This window comes from uncultured Acetobacteroides sp. (assembly GCF_963667355.2).
GTDB lineage: Bacteria > Bacteroidota > Bacteroidia > Bacteroidales > ZOR0009 > Acetobacteroides.
In genome coordinates this window covers 1,135,476-1,156,488 of record NZ_OY763328.2, presented here as the reverse complement: position 1 = coordinate 1,156,488, position 21,013 = coordinate 1,135,476, and the positions used below count along the sequence as shown (strand labels likewise).

The window sequence follows — 21,013 nt, the reverse complement described above, 5'->3', positions numbered from 1 at the left end:
ACTAAAATCGAAAAGCTATGAAGGTTAAGGTTGGATTTATTGCACTTGCACTGCTGCTATCGGCGGGCGCGATGGCGCAGCACGGCAAGAAGAAGAAGGCGAAAGAGCCGGTAAAGGCAGAGGTTAAGGCGAAGGATGAGAATATGGCTGTATCTACGGACGCGAATATGGCTGTATCTACAGACGAGGTCGTAGAGGTGGCCGTTTGCAGCGAAGAGTCGGTTGCCGCTGTCGGCAGCGAGACATCGGGCAGCCTGTCGCAGTTTAAGCCGCTGAAGAGCATCCGCTACGATAACCGCTACGAGACCTTCGAGAGCATCAACGATAGCTACGACTACTACTGCGAAAGAGACATCAAGAATAAGTCGGAGCATCTGGGGATTGTGGATAAGAAGGGGAACGTGGTGCTACCCCACCTGTTTGGGAGGTCGTACCGAAGCGTCGGCAGCTCGTGCGTGATGCTGAGCATCAACGGTAGCTACGGGGTGTTCAACCTCGACGAGCTTCGCTGGAGCATCCCCATGGAGTATTCCGATCTTGCCAGCTTGAGCAATGGGCTGTTTAGGGCCAAGAAGGGGAGCAAGTGGGGCGTTATAGATAGTAACAACCGGGTAATTGTTCCTTTCGAGTGGTCGGAAATTAGCAGCCTCAGCAACCTGGAGAACTACATTCGGGTTACCCAAGATGCCTACCCTAACGACCTTTACGGGGTGTACAGTTTGGTGGAGAAGCGGCTGGTTATTCCCTGCGCATACACGAACCTCTACCAACTGGATGGGCAGAACTATTTTTCGGTATCCAACGGCACCAAGTACAACCATGTCGACATCAGCAACACATCCCGCTTTAAGACATGGTACGACGAGATCAGCGAGAACTCGAAGGGAAGGAATTTCTACATTGTCAAAAACGACGGAAGGTATGGCGTGGTGAATGACAGCGAACGCGTGGTTGTGCCCATCGAGTACCTAGAGTTTAACCGATACGCCTTCTCCGATGGGTCGCACCTGGCCCGTAACAAGGAGGGGAAGTACGGCTTTATCACCATAGATGGGCGGGTGACGCTACCCTTTCAGTACGATAAACTGACCAAGAGCAGCGGGCTCGATAACATGGTGGCGATGCAGAACGGGAGATGCGGCTTGGTGCAGGTTAACGACGGGATGCCCTACGAAATTACCACCTGCAGCTACGACGACATCCAGGGCAATAGTAAGGTGTTTATTGTGGAGAAGGGTGGCAAGTACGGGCTGCTTGATAGCTATGGCAAACCAGTTACCGAGATCAAGTATCGCTCGCTGGTGGCGCTGGATAGAAGTTCGAGCAACGGGGGCTTGTACGTGGCCCAAACGGAAGACCGCTTCGACCTGATTAGCGAGTCGGGGAGGGTTGTCAACTCGGAGCCCTACGCCGAGATTACCCCCATCGTTAAGGGAGAGCGCTCGTCGTACTACGAGCCCAAGTACACCTACCTTAAGGCCAAGGCTAAAGGCGGCAAGTACCAAATTATCGACAAGGTGGGAGCCACCAACAGCAAGCCGTTGTTTGACGATATAATATCGGAGAATGGCAATCTTTTTATCGTTAAGTCGAAGAATAAGTGCGGACTTTACTCTCTGCTCGACCATACGCAGGTTGCCGACTACGAGTTCGACAGCATCATAAAGTCGAAGGAGGGCTACGTTGGATTTAACGGGAAGAAGATTACCATTTTGGTGGTTAACTCGGGCAAGGTTACCAAGATTGAAACGGTGAAGTAGTATCGGTTTCAAAAATATAGGGCAAAGGCGGCAGAAATGCCGCCTTTTGCTTGTTATATAGGTTAATGCTGGCGGCATATTGGGGGAAAGGGGGGGGGCGATGCGGCAGCGGGCGGCATCATCCATTCCGGCAATCCCAACGAGGTGACTGTTACTTGGACGAATAATAGCTACTTCGGAAAGGGTGTTATCATGGCTGAAGTAGAGGTGCTGGTAGATTATACCAATGCTTCGGGTAAAAAACAAACTTTGTCGCGCAAGATAAAGCTATACCGTCGACCCGAAACAGGGGCGGTGTACGGACAAAGGAACGGAATATAGCGTATATCGAGCCGTTTAGGCTTCGCTATCGCTATTGTTAGAAGTACCAAAAGTAGGAGGGCCGTGCAGCAATGTACGGCTCTCCTTATAATAGGTAGTGAATGGTCGAAACCGCTGCTGGCATTAACGGAATAGTTGAAGACAGATATGAAATAGGCGAAGACAGGTCAGTAATTGGTGAAGACAAGCAAGAAATAGCAGAAGACAGGTAAGAAATAGCCGAAGACGGGTGTGAAATAGCCGAAGACAGATGTGAAATAGGCGAAGACAAGTGTGAAATAGGCGAAGACAGGTCAACAATTGCCGATGACAACCTTGCAACTCGATATTTCAGGTCAACAATTGCCGATGACAGGTCAGCAATTCGATCTGTCGGGTCAACAATTGGCGATGACAACCCTGCAATTCAATATTACAGGTTAACAATTGCCGATGACAACCCTGCAATTCAATATTACAGGTTAACAATTGCCGATGACAACTTAGCAATTCAATATTACGGGTAAACAATTGCAATTTCACCTCAAGCAATTCAATATGTCAGATTAAATCATGACTAGTTCAACTCAACCTATTCGTTATAGAATCTTTTACCCCATCCTCCGTACTGAAATTTTGTAAGTCGAATAAAGCGCTATCTTTGCGCTTCATTAAAATAGGGCAAGTTGGCTGAATTTCCCGAATTTAGTTTCGAAAAATACTCGCTAATTCGAGCAAGAATGCTACGCTTGGTGCAATATGGGCATCTGCATATTTATGTATTGCCATCTGCTTTACTGATGTAACTATTTGATGATATCTAACTTGATTTCTAATTACAAACAGCCAATAAATTTATGCTGAGATTTATTCTAGCTTTAATGCTAATTGCAAAGTCGATGATGTCTTTTGGACAATTTTATCTTATCGACCCGTATGAATCGTATACAAAAGCGCAGGTAATTGCTAACCTTAAAAAGGATGATGGATATGCGAAATTGAACGCCGATTTCTTTTTTAAGGGAACAAGTAAACGGGTGGAGTATAGCTCGAATGACACATTACTCAAAAGCCGAACGCTTAAAAGGGTGACATTATTTGGTGTAGATGGCAGTATGCAATACGATTCGTTGGTGGTTGCATCAAACGATAATTTGGCAAATCAATTTATAAATGAGGTTTCGGAGCTAACCAATGGCCGTATACAGCTAGACTCATTGATAGCAGCACCGTATAACTATTTTGTTAGGCAGCTTACACGAAAGGATACCATGCTAACCCTAAAGTATGTTTGGAATGGTAACTTAAAGGGGGTGGATACAATTTTACTGAATAGAAATGGCGATTTAGCAGAGTATCGTACCGAATCGAGTGTAAAACATTTTACCTATAATGATAAGGGGTGGCTCGTATTAAAAAGGGAGATAACACCGATGGATACAACAGAACAAAAAATCAGCTATTCCCCCGATTTAATTACTCTCGTAGATACTAAAAAAGGGAACTATAATCAGGATATACACAAGTGTTACTACTCCTTTAACAAGAGTTCTCAGCTGGTAAAAGATTCTATCTGTGTTATAGAGCAGCAGTACGATTTGACTAGCCCTGGTACCTTACTAAACACCAACACCTCTTCGTCTTTTACAGCATATAAGTTTGATGCTGAGGGCAGACATATCTCTACGGAGTGTGATAGTACAAAGCATGAAATTCTATACCAGAATGGAAAGGTTGCAGAGGAAAAAACATTTACAAATGGTGAACTTTCATCCCGAACGGTATATGAGGACATAGACGATAATACCGTAAAAGGTAGCGGCTACACTGCTTTAGGTACAGTGCCTTTCGAAACTAGCTTTACTACAAGAAAAAATGGTGTTGTAGTGGCTTATACTTCAGCTAATAAGCTGTACGAGCCAGTGCAGAAGAACGTAATACTACTTGATGATAAGGGCCGTATGCTATCTTCTTGCGGTATTGCATTAGGCGAAAGCGCAGACTGTAAAGTTGTGGAATATACCGATTATTAATAGGAAGAAAGTAAGGGGATTTACTTTTAGAATTACCCCTAGATTAATTGTCGGTTTATTGGCAATTATTGGGATGAAAAACATTCCTTAATATTTTATGAGACGCATGCAATGAGTTCCTACCAGCCAGAATTAGTGCTGTGAGAGTAGGGATGTATTGCATGCGTCTTGTTTTATTAAAGCATTTAAATAAAGATCGAAAGATTTGATATTTGGTATATTAATATGAGCGCTATTTGTAAAATAATTATTCTCCGTTAAATGTAGTATCCTCGCTTATAACCGTCAGGCTAAGATATTAATACAGTGCAAACGCATTTAAAAATAGCAAAACACAGAGACACCGAGACTCAGAGTTCACAGAGCATAATCTCTTCTGGTTTTGATCCTTTACGATCATAGGTCACAGAGTGCAGCCTGTGGCTGCGAGAAACAAAAGTGCTTTGCACTTCTGTCCCTTTTCTCTGTGGCTTTTTCCATACGTGCTTCACGCCTAACTCTGCCCAGATAACATGCATGGTAGCGTTGCTGTATCCGCTATTTCTTATCCCGCTACCAGCTTATGATGGACAAATTCTGAAATAGTTCGGTGTTACTCTGTGTTTCTGTGTCTCTGTGTTTCTAAAGGAAATCCTAAATGTGGTTGTTTTGGATATTAGTATTACTGATTCGATTTTTAGAAGTGCGTTATTCCCTCCGTTGGAAGATGGCGTGGGTGAGGTTGCTCGTTAAAATCAGGGTTGTTATTCCATTTAGCATATAGAGTTATCTTTATGTCTCATTAAAATAGAGCACGTTGGGTTATTTTTCTCTATTGGGTAGAAAAAGAACCTTACTAATTCGAGTAAGAATGCTAAGTTTGGTGCAATATGTGCATCTGCATATTTATGAATTGCCATCTGCTTTACAGATGTAGCTACATGATGATATATCGCTTGATTTCTAATTACAAACAGACAATATATTTATGCTGAGATTTATTCTAGCTTTAATACTAATTGCAAAGTCGGTAGCGTCTTTTGGACAATTTTATCTTATTAACCCATATGCATTGTATACAAAAGCGCAGGTAATTGCGAACCTTAAGAGGGATGAGGGATATGCGAAATTGAACGCCGATTTCTTTTTTAAGGGAACAAGTAAGCGGGTGGAGTATAGCTCGAATGATACATTATTCAAAAATAGGCAACTTAGGAGGTTGACATTATTTGGATTGGATGGCAATGTACAATACGACTCATTGATTGTAACACCTAACGATTATTCGGTTTATGAAAGTCTAGCCGATGATTCTGTACTAACGGATGTTAAAGTACCGAACAACTCTTCACTAGCAGCCCCTAATGATTATTTAGTTAAGCAGCTTGTAAGAGAGGATTCTATGCTATTTGTAAAAACCATAAGAAATGGACGCTTGCAGCAATTAGATACACTTCTATTTTATAAAAATGGCGATTTGGCATGGTACCGTACAGGTTCACATGTAAAACACTTTACCTATAACGATAAGGGGTGGCTCGTATCAAAAAGGGAGATAACATCGATAGATACAACAGAACAAAAAATCTGCTATTTCCCCGATTCAATTACGGTAGTTGAAACTAAAAAAGGAAATTATAATCAGGATATGCGCAAAGAATTTTACTATTTCAACAAGAGCTCTCAGTTGGTAAAAGACTCTGGCTATGTTAGAGAGCAGCTGTATGATACATCTAGCCCTTATATTTTACGATATTCAGACACCACTTCGTCTTGTACAGCATATAAGTTTGATTCTGATGGACGGCACATCAGCACGGTTAGCAAGGGTACTAAGTTTGAAATTCTATACCAAGATGGAAAGGCAATAGAGGAGAAAATATATTCTAATGGAGAACTTGAATATCGAAAGGTTTACGAATACTTAAGCGACAATACCGTAAAAGAAAGTAAATACAACCCTGATGAGACTTCGCCCTATGAAGTTAACTATATAACAAGTAAAAATGGTGTTGTAGTTGGATATACCTCAATTGATAGCATAAGTAAGCCAATACATAAGGAAATAAAACTATTGGATGATAGGGGACGGATGCTATCATCTTGCAGTGTTACATTAGGCGAAAGTGCAGACTGTAAGATTATGGAATATACTGATTATTGATAGCTATTACTCTATTTAGCGTACATAATCCACGCCTACCTCTCTAGAGAAGTGAATAAACAACTTCAATCAGGCAGTTTTGGTTCCTAGTTATTACTGTACTTTAAAAACCAAGATTCATAGAACTTAGATTGACGGGTATAAGATGCGCCCAGAAATCGCAATTGCTAGAGCGCAGCGAGGATATTACGCCTATATTGATAGCTAGCCATCTCCTTAAACTCTGTGTTTCTCGGTGTCCTTTGTGTCTTTGTGTTGAAATATTGTAGTTCAAATAAAGCGCTATCTTTGTGCCTCATTAAAATAGAGCAAGTTGAGTAATTTTGCCGAATTGGGCATCGAAAAGCCCTACCTACTGGCGCTAGCCGATATGGGGATTGTCACCCCAACCGATATTCAGGTTAAAGCAATACCGTTTTTAGTTGAGCAGGGAACAGACTTTGTTGGTCAAGCCCAAACGGGCACCGGTAAAACGGCTGCCTTTGGGCTTCCGCTGCTGGCCAAGGTCGATGCGGATAATGGAAGAATACAGGGATTGATCCTTGCGCCCACGCGCGAGCTATGCCAGCAGATTGCCAAGGGGCTGTTCCACTTCACCAAGCATCTGGATAAGAAGATATTTGTTGAGGGCGTTTATGGAGGCACCAAGATCGACCAGCAGGTGGCCAACCTCACGCGGCCAACGCATATCCTAGTTGCTACACCGGGTCGGCTTGTCGATCTGCTCGACCGGAAGGCGGTGGATTTGTCGCAGGTGCGCACCGCCATCCTCGACGAGGCTGATGAGATGCTGAGCATGGGCTTTAAGGACGAGCTTGAGGCCATTCTGAACCATATTCCGCAGGAGCGCGCCACGTGGCTCTTCTCGGCAACCATGCCCGACGGCATTCAATCCATCATCGACGCGCATATGAGCGAGGATGCGTTCCGTATTCAAGCCTCGAAGGTGGAGGTAATCAACCGCGACATCACGCACCACTACGTGCTTACCACCATAAAGGATAAGCTAACCATGCTCCGCCGATTTCTGGATGGGCAGGGCGAGAACCGTGGGGTGATCTTCTGCCGTACCCGTCAGGATGTGCAAACCCTAACGCAGCAGCTCGTCGAGCGCGGCATTTCGGCCGATGCCATCCACGGCGACCTGATGCAGAAGGAGCGCGACAAGGCCATGCGCGCCTTTAAGAAGAAGCGCGTGCAGATTCTGGTGGCTACCGACGTTGCCGCACGCGGTATCGACGTGGAGAACCTCGCCTACGTGGTGCACTACGACCTTCCCGAGCAGGTGGAATACTATACGCACCGCAGCGGACGTACGGCACGTGCAGGTAGAAAGGGGCTGTCTATTTCCTTAATCGGAAGCAACGAGGTGCATAAGTTGCAGGCCATCGAAAAGAAGCTGGACATCAGCATTAAGAAGGTGGAACTGTAGAGGAGGAGTTAAAGGAAGTTAGATGGAGTTATTTCAGAAGATATAGGAAGGGGAATCGTAAAGACGCTAAACGGGATGATGAAGTTCGAAATATTAAAGTCGATAAAGAATCTCTGGAACGTTTAATCAGGGCTCTGAATCCTCCCGTTTGGACGGGAGGTAGGGGGTGGGTTAAGAACGCGAAGGGGGGAAACGAACAAACCCACTCAGCCCTCCCGCCTAAGCGGGAGGATAGCGTGCTGCTATTGGGTGTTTATACTTTTGAACTCGGTCTTAGCCTGACGGCTATGGGCGTTACCTCAAGATCGATATCTAACGTCTAAAAACTAACGTCTAGCATCTCCTCATCTACCTCTTCGTCGAATGCAGGTATAGCGCCTCCAGCTTCTCGCGCGCCCAAGGCGTGCGGCGAAGAAACTTTAGGCTCGACTTTATGCTGGGGTTCTCCTTAAAGCAGTTGATGCTGATGCGGATGGCAAGGCCGTCCCAGCCGTAGCGGGCTTGCAGCTCGGTGAGAATGGCCTCTAGGGTTTTGCCGTGTAGGGGATTGTTCTTTTGCTCCATGGTGTAGGAATATTGGCAAAGGTAGAAATATAAAATCGATGCAGCTACCATAAAAAAAGGAGGGATCAAGCGATCCCTCCTTTTTTTATGGTATGCAGATTAAGTGGCTAGTACGAACTCTTTACCGGTGTGATGGTAAAGGTAAAGTCGTAGTCGCCGTAGGGTAGCATGTACTGTGGAAGAGGTCTTGCGCCCCAGCTGGTAACGCAACCTAGACCCATTTGCACCTTATCGATGTGAAGGTTCACAAAGTTAACAGGAATCAGCTCCTCGGAGTGGCGCTGATGCTTATCGATGCCGTCGTCGAGCTGTTCTGTGGTGAAGTTTAGGGCCGAAGCAGAGAAAGGTTCGGCACCAACGAAGCGGAGACCATCACCGCTGATGTTGCGCTGAATCCACCAGCGGATATCCGTCTTATTACCATTCTCCTGAGGGCGGATGAAGGGGTAAAACTGCTCGGCAACGGTTTGGCGGTACTTGCCAATAAAGGTAGAGGTGTTACGGTCGGCGTAATTCTCTATAGGACCACGGCCGTAGTACTCCAGGCGATCCATGCTGGCGGGTAGCTGCACCTCCATGCCAAAGCGGAACATGTAGGGAGCCTTTGTGCCCTTGTCGGCAACCATCTTCTGGTTAACGCGTACCTCACCAACGTTGTTGATATCGTAGGTAAGGGTCAGGGTGGCATTTACCTCTTTAATGGAGTAGGTTGCAACGACGTGTACCACGCCATTGTTTACCTGGTGGTCGAGCGACTTTAGCTCGTAGGTCGGATTCTTCCACACGGCGAAGTCTATTTGGTTTCTGGCACCAAAATCGTTGTCGGTAGGACCACGCCAGAAACTAGGCTTTAGCTCAGCTTCATCGGTAAACATCGGAAGGTTGTTCACCACGTACTGGCTCATCCATCCGGAGTGCTTGCTGAAGTCCATGCTAAAGTTATCGCCTTTTATGCGGAGGTAGTTGTTGTCGTTGGCAATCACCTTAGGGTTAATCGTTGGGCAGTTGACGCATTCCGATACGTTGGTAAGAGGGGTATTGGCAGGTGCCTTGTACTCCTTAATGCTTAGCTGGTTTCTGGAAACCTGATGCCCGATGGCTAGCAGCGGATCGGCTACCTTCTGCTCGAAGTAAACGTTGAGCAGCACCTCCTTGTACTTGTCGAATGATGTAGCATCGTAGGGTAGCGTCATCTCCTGCGTTTGGTGAGGGGCTACGCTCATATTTTCTACGATGTTGCGCTGGATGGTATTGCCATCGGCTACGAGTTCCCAAACCATGCGATAGCTCGAAAGGTCGATGAAGAAGTTCTCGTTGTAAACCGCGATCTTTCCTTGAGCAAGATCAACAGGCTTCACCCAGATTGATTGGTACTGATGCCTTACCTCGTCCATGTGCGGGTTAGGGCGACGGTCGGGGTTGATAAGCCCGTTGTCGAAGAAGTTATTATCTGTGGCGTCGTAGCGATCCCAGTCGCCACCGTAGGTGAGGATGGGCTTGCCCTCCTTATTGGGGAAGCGGATAGACTGATCGACGAAATCCCAAATGTAGCCACCTTGATAGCTTGGGTACTTGCGAACAAGATCCCAGTACTCCTTAAATCCGCCCTCGGAGTTACCCATGGCGTGGGCGTACTCGCACTGGATCAGTGGGCGGGTAGGGTTGCTCTTTAGGTACTTCTCGCAGTGGTTATAGTCGGCATACATAGGGCAGTAGATGTCAGATGCATCAGTTCTGATCATCTGCTCGTACTGAACGAATCGGGTTGTGTCGGCCTTCTTCACCCAATCGTAGCATTTCTTAAAGTTTGGACCAGAACCTGCCTCGTTGCCCAGCGACCAGGTGATGATGGCGGCGTGGTTACGGCTTCGTTGAACGTGGCGCTGGTTGCGCTCCATGTGGGCCTTTTCGAAAAGCGGATTCTTGGCAAGCGTCTTTTCGCCATACCCCATACCGTGCGATTCTATGTTTGCTTCGGCAACCATGTAGATACCGTACTGGTCGCACAGGTCGTACCACAGGTTATTATTTGGATAGTGACAGGTGCGAACCGCGTTGATGTTATTCTCCTTCATGATGCGGATGTCCTGCAGCATGCGCTCCTCCGAAACGTAGTATGCCGTCTTTGGATCCATCTCGTGGCGGTTGGCACCCTTAAAGAGCACTGGTTGTCCGTTAACCAGCAGCTGTGCATTGCGCATCTCTATCTTGCGGAAGCCTACCTTTAGCGGAATAACTTCGATTATCTTGCTTCCTTGGGCAACGGTTACCGTAAGCTGGTATAGGTTGGGCGTTTCGGCGCTCCATTTGGCTACGTTGGGCACTTTGATGGTCGAATTCATCACCTTACCATTTGATGTAAGCGTGCTGGTAGCCACCTGCTCGCCTTTGGCATTGGCAAGCTGTATGCTGATAGCAGCGCCCGACGATTGCGAGGTCATATCCAGCTTAAGGCGAAGTTCGCCATTGGTGTAGTTCCTATCGAGGTCGGCTTCAACGTTGATGTCGTCTATACGTTTTGCCTCGCGGGTGTAGAGGTAGCAGTCGCGGGCTACCCCCGAAACGCGAAGGAAGTCCTGATCTTCGAGGTACGAACCATCGCACCAGCGGAACACCTGAAAGGCGATGAGATTCTTCCCAGGCTTGAGGTACTTGGTGATATCGAACTCGGCCTCCAGTTTGCTGTCTTCGCTGTAGCCAACATACTTGCCGTTCACCCAAAGGTACATGTTCGACGATACGGATCCGAAGTGGGCAATTACCTGCTTGCCGTTCCAGTCGGAAGGAAGGTCGATTACACGGCGATACGAGCCAACGTGATTATTCTCTGTAGGGATTTTTGGAGGGTCGGGCGTAAACTGGTTCGACCAAGGGTAGCCTGCATTTACGTACTGCAGCTTCCCAAAACCGTTTAGTTCCCAAATTCCAGGAACGGGCATGTTGGCCCACGCTAGGTCGTTGTAGCCTAAGTTGTAGAAATCGGTAGGGCGAGCATCTGCATCCTTAACCCAGTTGAACTTCCAGTTCCCATTAAGGCTAAGGAAGCGATCGGAGGCCTTCATGGAACCCTTTAGCGCCTTCTCCTTCGATTCGTACGAGAAGAAGTTGGCATGCATTGGGTAGCGGTTCACCTCGTTGGCGTTTGGATCTTTCCATTCGTCCTTTTGGGCAAATGCCGAGGAGGCGTATAGTAGCAGCGCTAGCTGCAGGCACCTCCGTAGAGAGTATTTCATAAAATTAGTACTTATTAGGTTGTTAAATTTTTTGTTGTTTGCTGCGGTTAACCACGGGGGCTAGTGTGCCTCCGCGTTGCCGCTACGAGGGGGGGCTGCCTCCCCATGGTTAGCTGTTGCCCGCCATAACCAGGCCTTCGCCTATCGGCGATAAATATAGCAATTGCAAGGGGCAGTTGTCAAAGGCAAAAGGTGTAGTAAATAGTCATAATGGTGGTATAGGAATCTTGCGGGCGTACTGGTGGGGGAATTGTACGTTGGTGAACATGCATAATTCGATACGTGTAGGTATCGTGTGGCGATAAGTTTAGCAGTGCTGGTCCCTGTGATTTTATTTTACTTTTCGGCTAGGGGAAGGTGTTGCCCCTGTAAATTTTGGCTATAGCGCTGCTTTTTTGCTGTACTGCAAAGGCTCTGATGCCAATTTGTCAGCGGGGTGCGTTCGGGGTGTGTTCGGAGTGTGTTCGGACTCCTTCGCTTTGAAACGATGAATGTGCGACATAATGTCAGTGTTTCTATTTTGTAGAATTTGAGGTTCGATGCTTCTCTCCGATGTGCTGCCCACCGCCCTGAAAAGCGAGTGTTTCTCATCCAATAGTTTACTCATAGCCTTTTCTGCGGTATTACACCCTGGATGGGGTGTGTTGATTACGCTTACCAAAAGAGGAATGCTTTCGCATACAATTCTAGGCCGTGCATGTGCTGCCTGAGGAATGTCCGCAATTCTTGCTACATTGGCGGCACCTAAATAAAGGCAACCATGTACCAGACACTTTCGGAAGAGCTACGGATCGTAGCGGAGGCGCAGGCCTCCTTTAAGCACTACGCGGCAGGCGATGCGCTTTTCCGTCAGGGCAGCTACATCAGCTCGGCGGTAATCGTGCGGGAAGGGATGGTAAAGATCTTTAGGGTTGACGAGCAGGGAAACTCCCACTTCCTCTACTTCCTCTCCGCAGGCGAACTTTGCGTACTGTCGACGCTCTGCTGCTTGCGCATGCGGCAGGCTGACATGCGCGCCGTGGCGTTTACCGACTGTGAGGTGATGTTTATCCCATCGCCCTATCCCGAGATGTGGATGCAGGAGTACCCCGAGTGGAGCCGATACCTGCTGCAAAGCTTCAACCTCCGAATGTCGGAGCTGCTCGATACCTTCGACAGCGTGGTGTTTAAGCATCTCGACGAAAGGCTGCTCTTTTACCTTCATCAGCATTACAAAGTAGGAGGAGAGCTGCTGAGCCTTTCTCATCAGCAAATTGCCGATGAGCTCAACTCGTCGCGCGAGGTAATTACCCGCTTGCTCAAGAAGCTCGAGGATGGTGGATACGTGGAGGTGAACCGATCGTTTGTTCGAATCCTTCCATCTATTGGTGCCAATTCCAACGGTGACAAAAATCACTGATAAGAATACTACGGCAAGCTATTTTTGGCAAACAGATATAAGTTGTTTGCTAAATCGGAAAATGATGAGCTACTTCAGGCAATATTTTTGGAGGATAGTAGGAGCGCTATTAGGAGTGCTCGGTGGTTTTTTGTACTGGAGGTTTATTGGGTGCAGCTCCGGATCATGCCCCATTACCTCTAACCCCTACATGTCGATGTTCTGGTTTGGGCTGATTGGCCTGCTGCTGGGATCATCAAACAAGAAAGGGGAGAAGCGTGTTGACAGGCAAGAATAATTAAAACAAAAGATAGAGACATGAAGAAGATTCTACTAGTGGCCCTAGCCAGTATGCTGCTTGCTGGCGTAGGTTATGGACAGAAGAAGGCAAAGGCCAGCAGCGCGAAGGCACCTAAAGCGGCGGTTGCGGTGGGCATTAAGCACATCACCAAGGCCGACTACCTGAAGCTGGTGTGGAACTACGAGAAAAATCCCAAGGCCCTAGTTTTTGAGGGTAAGCTACCCGTTATTGTTGACTTTTACGCAACATGGTGCGGTCCCTGCAAGCGTGTGGCGCCAATCCTTGAGAAGTTGGCTAAGAAGTATGCCGGTAAGATTAACATCTACAAGGTGGATGTAGATCAGGAGAGCGATCTTGCCTCTGCGCATGGCATCCAAAGTATTCCTACTATGTACTTTTATCCGAAAACTGGGCAGGCACAGGTTGTTAATGGGGCAATGGGCGAGGAGCAGATCGAACAGGTTATTCAACAGGTTCTACTTTCGAAGAAGTAATTCGAACCTTGACTTTATAACGCTAAAAGGATGGAGATGCTCCATCCTTTTTAACTTTCTCCTAACCTAAAATTGGAAATAGACATGAACCCTCACTTGATCGATGCTGTTAGTATAGCATAAATTCGTCGATGTAAGCGGTTTCCTCCTTTCTTCCTATTAAGCGATCTTATTTAGCCTTGGTGCTTGTCCTAAAAGCATTTTATACTTAAAGTTTTTTAGTCCTGCTGCTTGTATCGGCATTGCTGTTCCATCATAAAGGTAGGCTATGAAGGCTTGTTTGCGGTTGCTAGAATTGCTGACGATATACGTGGTGATTCCGTTACTTTTCTACTTTAAGTACATTCCCATCCATAAGCTAGTAACGCTCTCTCTGGTTTTTGGGTATTGCTTGGCGGTTCTTCTGATTAACCGAAACTTTAAGCGGAGTAGCCTTTCGTTTATAGGGTTTAAGGGATGGGTTGGGCTTCTGTTGAGGGTGCTAATTGCAACGCTGACTATTTTAGCGCTTACCTATATCATTATTCCTAGTTATCTGTTTGTGCTACCTTACGACAAGCCGATGTACTGGGTTGCTGTTTTCTTCCTTTACCCAATCTGGTCGGTAATTCCTCAGGAGTTTATTTACCGTTCGTTCTTCTTTAATCGGTACAAGCTTCTTTTTCGTAACGAAAAGGTGATGGCAATTGCTAGTGCAACTCTTTTCGCTTTTCTCCATATTGTTTTCCACAACTGGATTGCGGTAGCCTGCTCGTTTTGTATTGGGCTGTTATGGAGCTTTGCCTATCTCCGCCATCGGTCGCTGGCGGCAATATCCGTAGAGCATGCTATTGTGGGGATTATACTCTTTACGGTGGGGTTGGGGAATATCTTTTTTAACTGAAACATTGGGGACTATAAATTGCTACATTTGCTGCCCATATAAAGTATGGAAATGGAAACAAGTCGTTTAGGTCAGAAGAATTTTAGGCAGCTGAATTCTGCTATTGTTGATGTCGCTATCTTACCCTGGGGTGCAACCGAACCTCACGGATATCATCTTCCCTATGGAACCGACTTTTATCAGGCCGAAGAGCTTTCGGTGAGTGCAGCTAACCTTGCCAACGGGCAGGGCATAAATGCGATTGTGCTTCCCCCGATTCCTTTTGGATCTCAAAATCAAGGACAGCGAGAGGTGCCTGGTTGCATAAATTTGCGGACAACTACGCAGCTTGCCATCTTGGACGATATCGCAGCATCGCTATGCGGGCAGGGTATTCAGCGTTTCGTTATTTTCAATGGGCATGGAGGTAATGATTTTCACTTTGCCATCCGTGATCTGCAGCTGAAGTACCCCGAGCTATTGGTAGTTGTTGTGGAATGGTGGAGGCACCCTTCCATTCCTAAGCTTGTCGAGAACCCTGGAGAGCATGCAGGTGCCCTAGATACCTGCATTATGATGCGTCTATTTCCCGAATTGGTTTCCTCGATGGAGGATGCTGGCAGCGGACGTAGCGTTGGCTTTAATATCAGTGCGCTAAACGAAGGGTGGGCTTGGACTCCCCGCGATTGGTCGGAGGTGTCGGAGGATACCGGCGTGGGCGATCCAAGAAGTGCAACGCCTGAACTGGGCGCCTTGGTGGTTGATACGCTTGTAGCCGACCTTGCCAGTCTGCTCGTAAAGCTGGTAAAGGTGGCTAATATCTATCAGCGGATTTCTTAGGTTGCTTTCCTTTCAGGGGCAATCCCTCTAGTCTAACAAATCGGTATCCCATGCTTCGCAGCTGGGGTACGATTTTACGCATAGCCTCCACCAAATTACTCTCTGGGTGGTTAAAGTGCATAATAACAATGGCACCTGGCTTGGCATTCTCAGTTACATTCTTTACAATTTCTTGGGCGCTGGTCTTTGGAACAGCATCTCCTGACAGAATATCAAAGCTGATTACGGTAATGCCCAGCTTCGAAGCAATTCTTACCCCTGCTTCGTCGGTAAAGGCGGTGGCCGAGCGGTAGAACTTGGGTTTACGTCCCGTTAGCCTCTCTATTTTTATGGCGTTAGCCTCCATCTCGTCGAAAGCATCGGCAGGGGTGGCGGTTCCCTTAATGCCGTACTCGCTTTCGCCCTTAACGGCGCATGGTCGGTGGCGGAAGCCGTGGTTTTCAATTTCGAAGAGCGTATCCTTTGCCAGCTGCAAAAAGGTTTTCGGGTTGGCATCTATCCATAACCCAGTAACGAAAAGGGTTGCAGGTACCTTCTCGGCTCTCAGGTATTCGATGAGCGGGCTGTTGTAGCGATTCCCCTTGCGACCACCTCCACAGGCATCGAAGGTAAAGGCGATAACCTTTGACGAGGTGGCAATATCCTCGTCAACTCCCTTTACAAATTCGCCCCAACGGCCAGGTGTCGTATTCTGAAATTGACTTACAATTTTGGATTTTTGCTCGATATATGTTTTATCGTTGTTGAGTTGCTTTATTAGCTGGCGATTGGAGTACTGAGTTTGCCCCTCTTTTGCCAGGAGCATGAATGCTAAAAGAAAAATCATCGTTTTTGAATATACAGGTTGCTCTATTATGGGTAATTCTTCTACAAAAGACGCCATTCATCTCTTTTGTTCGAAATATTGGCTGTTAAATAGTGCAGGCTTTGCTCCTGCAACGGCGCTTCCCGATACCGTGAAGACTTCTGTTAGAGCAGCAATCGTGTTTAAGAGTCTAAGAACATAATATTTTAGTCGTCGTTTTATTTTTCGTCTCACCGAGAATATCTTTACGAATAAACCGTTACTTTTAACGTTTATTGTAAACTACCATAAACAAAACATTATGCTACGAAAACTTCTGGGATTGGTGGCCATTATGGGGTTCACGTCGGCGGCAATGGCCATCGACGATGCCCGAATGCTTCGCTATCCCGACATCAACGGAAATAAGATTGTGTTCGTTTACGCCGGCGATATCTGGTCGGTGGATGCCAACGGTGGCGATGCCAAGCGGCTTACCTCGCACGAGGGGCTGGAACTTTTCCCTAAGATCTCGCCCGATGGCAAGTGGATTGCCTTTTCGGCCGAGTACTCCGGCAGCCGTCAGATTTGGGTGATGCCATCCGAAGGGGGCCCTGCCCGCCAGCTTACCTACTACAACTCGGTGGGCATTATGCCTCCCCGTGGTGGATACGACAACGTGGTGCTCGATTGGACGCCCGATAGCAAGCAGGTTATGATTCGCGCCAACCGTACTCCCTTTGGCGAACGTAACGGGAGGTACTTCCTAGTTAGCCTCGATGGTGGGCTCGAGAAGCCGCTCCCCATTATCGACGGTGGCTTTGCGGTGCTTTCGCCCGATGCCCAGCAGGTGTGCTTTACGCCTGTCGATCGCGAGTTCCGCACCTGGAAGCGCTACAAGGGCGGTCGTGCTACCGAGCTGTGGACCTACAACCTAAAGGAGAACACCTCGGAGCAGATAACCCATTTCGTAGGAACCGATCAGTGGCCTACCTGGGTTGGCGATAACATCTACTACGCTTCGGATCGCGACCTCAAGCTCAACATCTACAAGTATAATACTAAGACCAAGCAGAACGAGCAGGTTACCTTCCATAAGGATTTTGACGTGATGTGGCCTTCGGGACGCAACGGTCAGATCGCTTACGAGAATGGCGGATACCTGTATAAGCTGAACACAGCAACAGGCAAAGACGAAAAGGTGAAGGTGAACATCAGCTTCGACAACACCAACCTGCTGCCCTACTATAAGAATGTAAAGGATGACATCCACAGCTACGCCATTTCGCCAACCGGGAAGCGTGCCCTGTTTGATGCTCGCGGCGATATCTTCTCGGTGCCTGCCGAAAATGGGGTGATCGAGAACCTCACCCAAACGCCTGGCGTTCGCGAGGTATATCCTACCTGGTCGCCCAACGGCAAGTACATCGCCTACCATTCCGATGCAACTGGCGAGTACGAGGTTTACCTACTCGAGAATAAGAAGGGGGCTGCTCCACGCCAGCTAACCACCGGCTCTAAGGCTTGGAAGTACGGCTCCGAGTGGTCGCCCAATAGCCGTTACCTGGTGTACAGCGATCGCACGCTGAACCTTTACCTTGTTGATACGCAAACTGGGAAGCAGTCGGTGATCGACCATGCCGTAAACGACGAGATTACTACCTACACTTTCTCGCCCGACTCGCAGTGGATAACCTACACCAAGGAGGGCAGCAACGGTCAACCAACCGTATGGGTTTACAATATCCCTAATGGTAAGGCATCGCAGCTGCTGGATAACACCTTTATCAACATTCAGCCTGTGTTCAGCCGCGACGGAAAGTTTATCTTCTTTGTATCGAACCGCGACTTTAACCTAGCATTCTCCAGCTTCGAGTTCAACTACCTCTACAATAACGCCTCTAAGATCTATGCCGTAGCCCTTAAGAACGATGGGTCGAAGCTGACTAAAGATAAGAATGACGTAGAGTCGGTTGCCGAGGATAAGAAGGCAGAGGATCCTAAGAAATCTGGAAAGGAAAAGGAGGAGGCCGCTAGTAAAGATCAGGTGCCTGTTTCTGTTTCTATCGACTTCGATGGCATCAATAGCCGCGTGATGGCGTTGCCGATGGATGCCGATGCCTACAGCATTGTGGGTAGCGTTGATGGTGGCGTTCTCTATACCTCGAAGGATAAGCTGATGCGCTACAGCATTGCCGACGCGAAGTGCGAGGAGGTTATGGATGGCGTAGGTAGCGTTATTGCTTCTGCCGATGGAAAGAGCTTCATGTACAGCGCTAAAAAGGACTTTGGCATTGCCAAGGTTACCACCGGACAAAAGGCTGGCGCTGGCAAGCTGAACCTGGATAAGCTGGAGCTGAAGATATTCCCTCGCCAGGAGTGGAACCAGATATACACCGATGCTTGGCGCATCTTCCGCGACTACTTCTACGTTTCCAACCTTCATGGGGTAGACTGGAATGCCGTTAAGGAGCGTTACAGCGCTTTGGTACCTTACGCGCCTAGCCGTTTCGACCTCGACTACATCCTGAATGAGGTGGTGTCGGAGGCAAACGTTGGGCATGCCTACGTGGACTGGGGCGACATCAAGCGCGTAAAGCGTGTGGATACCGGTCTCCTCGGTGCTAATCTGGTTGCTGATGATGCCGTCGGTCGCTATAAGATTGCCAAGATCTACCAGGGCGAAAACTGGAACCCCGAGCGTCGCTCGCCGCTTACCGAGCAGGGCGTAGATGTTAAGGAGGGCGACTACCTCATCAGCATCAACGGAAAGGACATCACCACCAAGGCTAACCCCTACGAGTATCTTGAGAATCTGGCCAACGTAAATGTCGAGATTACCGTTAGCGCCAATGGAAGCCTGAATGGAGCACGTACCTCAACTATTAAGCCTATCGAAAGCGAGCTCGAGCTGATGGGACTCGATTGGGTTAACGAGCGCAGGGCTATGGTCGATAAGCTCTCGGGTGGCCGAATTGGCTACATCTACCTGCCCAATACCGCCGTTGAGGGTAACCGCGAGCTGCACCGCGGCATGTACGCCTACCACGATAAGGAGGCGCTCATCATCGACGACCGCTACAACGGTGGTGGCTTTATCCCCGATAGAATGATTAATATGATAGACCGCCGCACGCTGGTTTACTGGTATCGCAACGGCTTACAGCCAATGAAAACGCCAGGGGTTGCTCACGATGGGCCAAAGGCCATGCTTATCAACGGCTACTCGTCGTCGGGTGGTGATGCGCTTCCCTACTTCTTCCGCAAGACTGGGCAGGGTAAGCTAATTGGTACCCGCACCTGGGGTGGCTTAGTCGGCATCAGCGGCAACGCCAACCTTGTTGATGGTGGTTCGCTCTCCGTTCCACAATTCGGTATCTACGACGAGAATGGTCAGTGGATTGTCGAGGGACAAGGCGTATCGCCCGACATCGAGGTGGTTGATCGACCCGAAAAGCTGGCCAAGGGCGAAGATCCCTGCATCGAACGTGCCGTAGAGGAGCTGCTAAAGGAGCTCAACGCTAATCCTGTAAAGAAGGTGACGCCTCCTGCCGCTCCCGATAGAAGCAAGTGGATTGAGAAGGATATCAAGTAGGATATTTCTTTCTGAGAATATAGGCCTGACAGGTTTCCGAAACCTGTCAGGCCTTTTCTTTTGAATTAATTGTAAAGGTGGTAAAGCTGTAGCACCCAAGCATTGCCAAGTGTAGCAAAAAGCAAGCGCAGTCATACCTTGGCTGCGCTTATGTGTTTGCAAGTTTACCATTCATTGGTGGTTTTAGTCCGCTACTTATATTTGGCAAGCGGCGGGGTTCTGTAAATCTCCACTTGCAATTCCACCCGCTTGTTGACGATACCACGTTTTGACCATTTTTATATTAGTTCATCTATAGTCTTCACTCCTAATTGTTCCAAGCATTCTTTTCGATAGTTTGGAATTTCAGCAAATTCAAAATTATCTGTTTTACCATCTAATTCGACTATAGAATCATTCCCAATTACAGTTTGTCCTTTTCTCTTATATATTGAGCACTCTCCAGCAGCATATAAAGCTATTTTTTTACATGACTCAGGTTTAATAGCAACATTGAATCCCTTTCCATTAACTCTCATACTTGGATAAAGTATACCGTCTATATTAGGGTTTTGCGTTACTGTTTCAGTGAACAATGCTGAAATCATATAATCAGTGTCATCATCCACCTCTTTTGCAAATTCATCAGCAATAAATTTATGATACTTAAGAGATCTTTCTACAAACAAAACGTCTTCTTGTTTTATGAAATTATTATAAGCATCAACTATTTCCTTTGTATAATCATTTTCAGTGTAAAATTCATCTTTAGCAATAATTGCAAATAAATTCAAATCCTCTTCAGCTAGCCATTTGCTAAATGTTATTCTCTTGTAACCTGAAGTCGTTTTATCTCTTAACCATGGTAATGATTCAAGAGCTCCTATTATTCTTGTATTAAACTCTAATGGTGAAGGAATCACTGGTAAAAAACTTGCATAAAACATTGTTTGATTTGGTGTACTTGCTCTTTGGTATGTTTTATTGAAAATTTGCGGTTTGAATGACAAGTCTGATTTGTTTCTAAATCGCTCGTCTTCTTTGTTTGGTCTCGCTCTCATAAATGTTGCCCCTTTATGAATAACAATACGCATATAACTAACTCTACCTACTTGAGTCATCAATTTCTGAATCTCATTAACTGGTTGTTTAGATAAATCTAAATTTTTAAATTCAGATATTATTTCATCAATGGGTTTTTCTACTAACATTTCAGTCCTACACAACATATATATATTTGTTTATTGGTAATTACAACGAACTCTTTTAAATCTTTAACCCTCCCTGTACACCGTAGCCTACATCATCGCTCGAG

Annotated in this window: 15 protein-coding genes; 11 read left to right on the top strand and 4 right to left on the bottom strand. The window is 47.0% G+C overall.

The window, feature by feature from the left end; genetic code table 11:
• Window positions 1–17 precede the first annotated feature (17 nt).
• The 5 genes from ACHZA1_RS04860 to ACHZA1_RS04840 all read left to right on the top strand — a co-directional run bounded on the left by ACHZA1_RS04860 (window position 18) and on the right by ACHZA1_RS04840 (window position 7,668).
• Window positions 18–1,760 (top strand): WG repeat-containing protein, encoded by a 1,743-nt coding sequence (locus ACHZA1_RS04860; protein ID WP_320054109.1) that lies wholly within the window; start codon window positions 18–20, stop codon window positions 1,758–1,760.
• 144 nt (window positions 1,761–1,904) lie between these two features.
• Entirely contained in the window at window positions 1,905–2,081 is a 177-nt protein-coding gene (locus ACHZA1_RS04855; RefSeq protein WP_320054108.1) for a hypothetical protein, read from the top strand.
• 836 nt (window positions 2,082–2,917) lie between these two features.
• Window positions 2,918–4,093 (top strand): hypothetical protein, encoded by a 1,176-nt coding sequence (locus ACHZA1_RS04850; RefSeq protein ID WP_320054107.1) that lies wholly within the window; start codon window positions 2,918–2,920, stop codon window positions 4,091–4,093.
• 967 nt (window positions 4,094–5,060) lie between these two features.
• On the top strand, window positions 5,061–6,236 hold the full coding sequence (locus ACHZA1_RS04845) for a hypothetical protein (protein ID WP_320054106.1): 1,176 nt from the start codon (window positions 5,061–5,063) through the stop codon (window positions 6,234–6,236).
• A gap of 313 nt (window positions 6,237–6,549) precedes the next feature.
• Window positions 6,550–7,668 (top strand): DEAD/DEAH box helicase, encoded by a 1,119-nt coding sequence (locus ACHZA1_RS04840; RefSeq protein ID WP_320054105.1) that lies wholly within the window; start codon window positions 6,550–6,552, stop codon window positions 7,666–7,668.
• Between the two features lie 348 nt (window positions 7,669–8,016).
• On the opposite strand, the gene ACHZA1_RS04835 is transcribed toward ACHZA1_RS04840, so the two are convergent.
• Both ACHZA1_RS04835 and ACHZA1_RS04830 read right to left on the bottom strand, forming a co-directional pair.
• Window positions 8,017–8,232, bottom strand: a complete 216-nt coding sequence (locus ACHZA1_RS04835; protein WP_320054104.1) for a VF530 family protein — start codon at window positions 8,230–8,232, stop codon at window positions 8,017–8,019.
• 107 nt (window positions 8,233–8,339) lie between these two features.
• Window positions 8,340–11,465, bottom strand: a complete 3,126-nt coding sequence (locus ACHZA1_RS04830) for a glycoside hydrolase family 2 TIM barrel-domain containing protein (protein WP_320054103.1) — start codon at window positions 11,463–11,465, stop codon at window positions 8,340–8,342.
• Window positions 11,466–12,225: 760 nt separating this feature from the next.
• Between ACHZA1_RS04830 and ACHZA1_RS04825 the strand changes: the two genes are divergently transcribed.
• From ACHZA1_RS04825 to ACHZA1_RS04805, 5 genes are all read left to right on the top strand, one after another.
• Entirely contained in the window at window positions 12,226–12,864 is a 639-nt protein-coding gene (locus ACHZA1_RS04825) for a Crp/Fnr family transcriptional regulator (RefSeq protein ID WP_320054102.1), read from the top strand.
• 64 nt (window positions 12,865–12,928) lie between these two features.
• Complete coding sequence (locus ACHZA1_RS04820) at window positions 12,929–13,141, top strand: hypothetical protein (protein ID WP_320054101.1); 213 nt, start codon at window positions 12,929–12,931, stop codon at window positions 13,139–13,141.
• 20 nt (window positions 13,142–13,161) lie between these two features.
• On the top strand, window positions 13,162–13,638 hold the full coding sequence (trxA, locus tag ACHZA1_RS04815) for a thioredoxin (protein ID WP_320054100.1): 477 nt from the start codon (window positions 13,162–13,164) through the stop codon (window positions 13,636–13,638).
• Window positions 13,639–13,906: 268 nt separating this feature from the next.
• Window positions 13,907–14,521, top strand: a complete 615-nt coding sequence (locus tag ACHZA1_RS04810) for a CPBP family intramembrane glutamic endopeptidase (protein ID WP_320054099.1) — start codon at window positions 13,907–13,909, stop codon at window positions 14,519–14,521.
• A 51-nt stretch (window positions 14,522–14,572) separates the two neighbouring features.
• Window positions 14,573–15,340 (top strand): creatininase family protein, encoded by a 768-nt coding sequence (locus ACHZA1_RS04805; protein WP_320054098.1) that lies wholly within the window; start codon window positions 14,573–14,575, stop codon window positions 15,338–15,340.
• Here ACHZA1_RS04805 and ACHZA1_RS04800 read toward each other — a convergent pair.
• The gene (locus ACHZA1_RS04800; RefSeq protein WP_320054097.1) at window positions 15,315–16,166 is read right to left on the bottom strand and encodes a polysaccharide deacetylase family protein; all 852 of its coding nucleotides are present in this window, start codon (window positions 16,164–16,166) and stop codon (window positions 15,315–15,317) included. The two genes, ACHZA1_RS04805 and ACHZA1_RS04800, sit on opposite strands and share 26 nt — an antisense overlap.
• Before the next feature lie 280 nt (window positions 16,167–16,446).
• Here ACHZA1_RS04800 and ACHZA1_RS04795 point away from each other — a divergent pair, with 280 nt between their 5' ends.
• Window positions 16,447–19,719 (top strand): PDZ domain-containing protein, encoded by a 3,273-nt coding sequence (locus ACHZA1_RS04795; RefSeq protein WP_320054096.1) that lies wholly within the window; start codon window positions 16,447–16,449, stop codon window positions 19,717–19,719.
• A 278-nt stretch (window positions 19,720–19,997) separates the two neighbouring features.
• On the opposite strand, the gene ACHZA1_RS04790 is transcribed toward ACHZA1_RS04795, so the two are convergent.
• Entirely contained in the window at window positions 19,998–20,909 is a 912-nt protein-coding gene (locus ACHZA1_RS04790; RefSeq protein ID WP_320054095.1) for a hypothetical protein, read from the bottom strand.
• Window positions 20,910–21,013 lie beyond the last annotated feature (104 nt).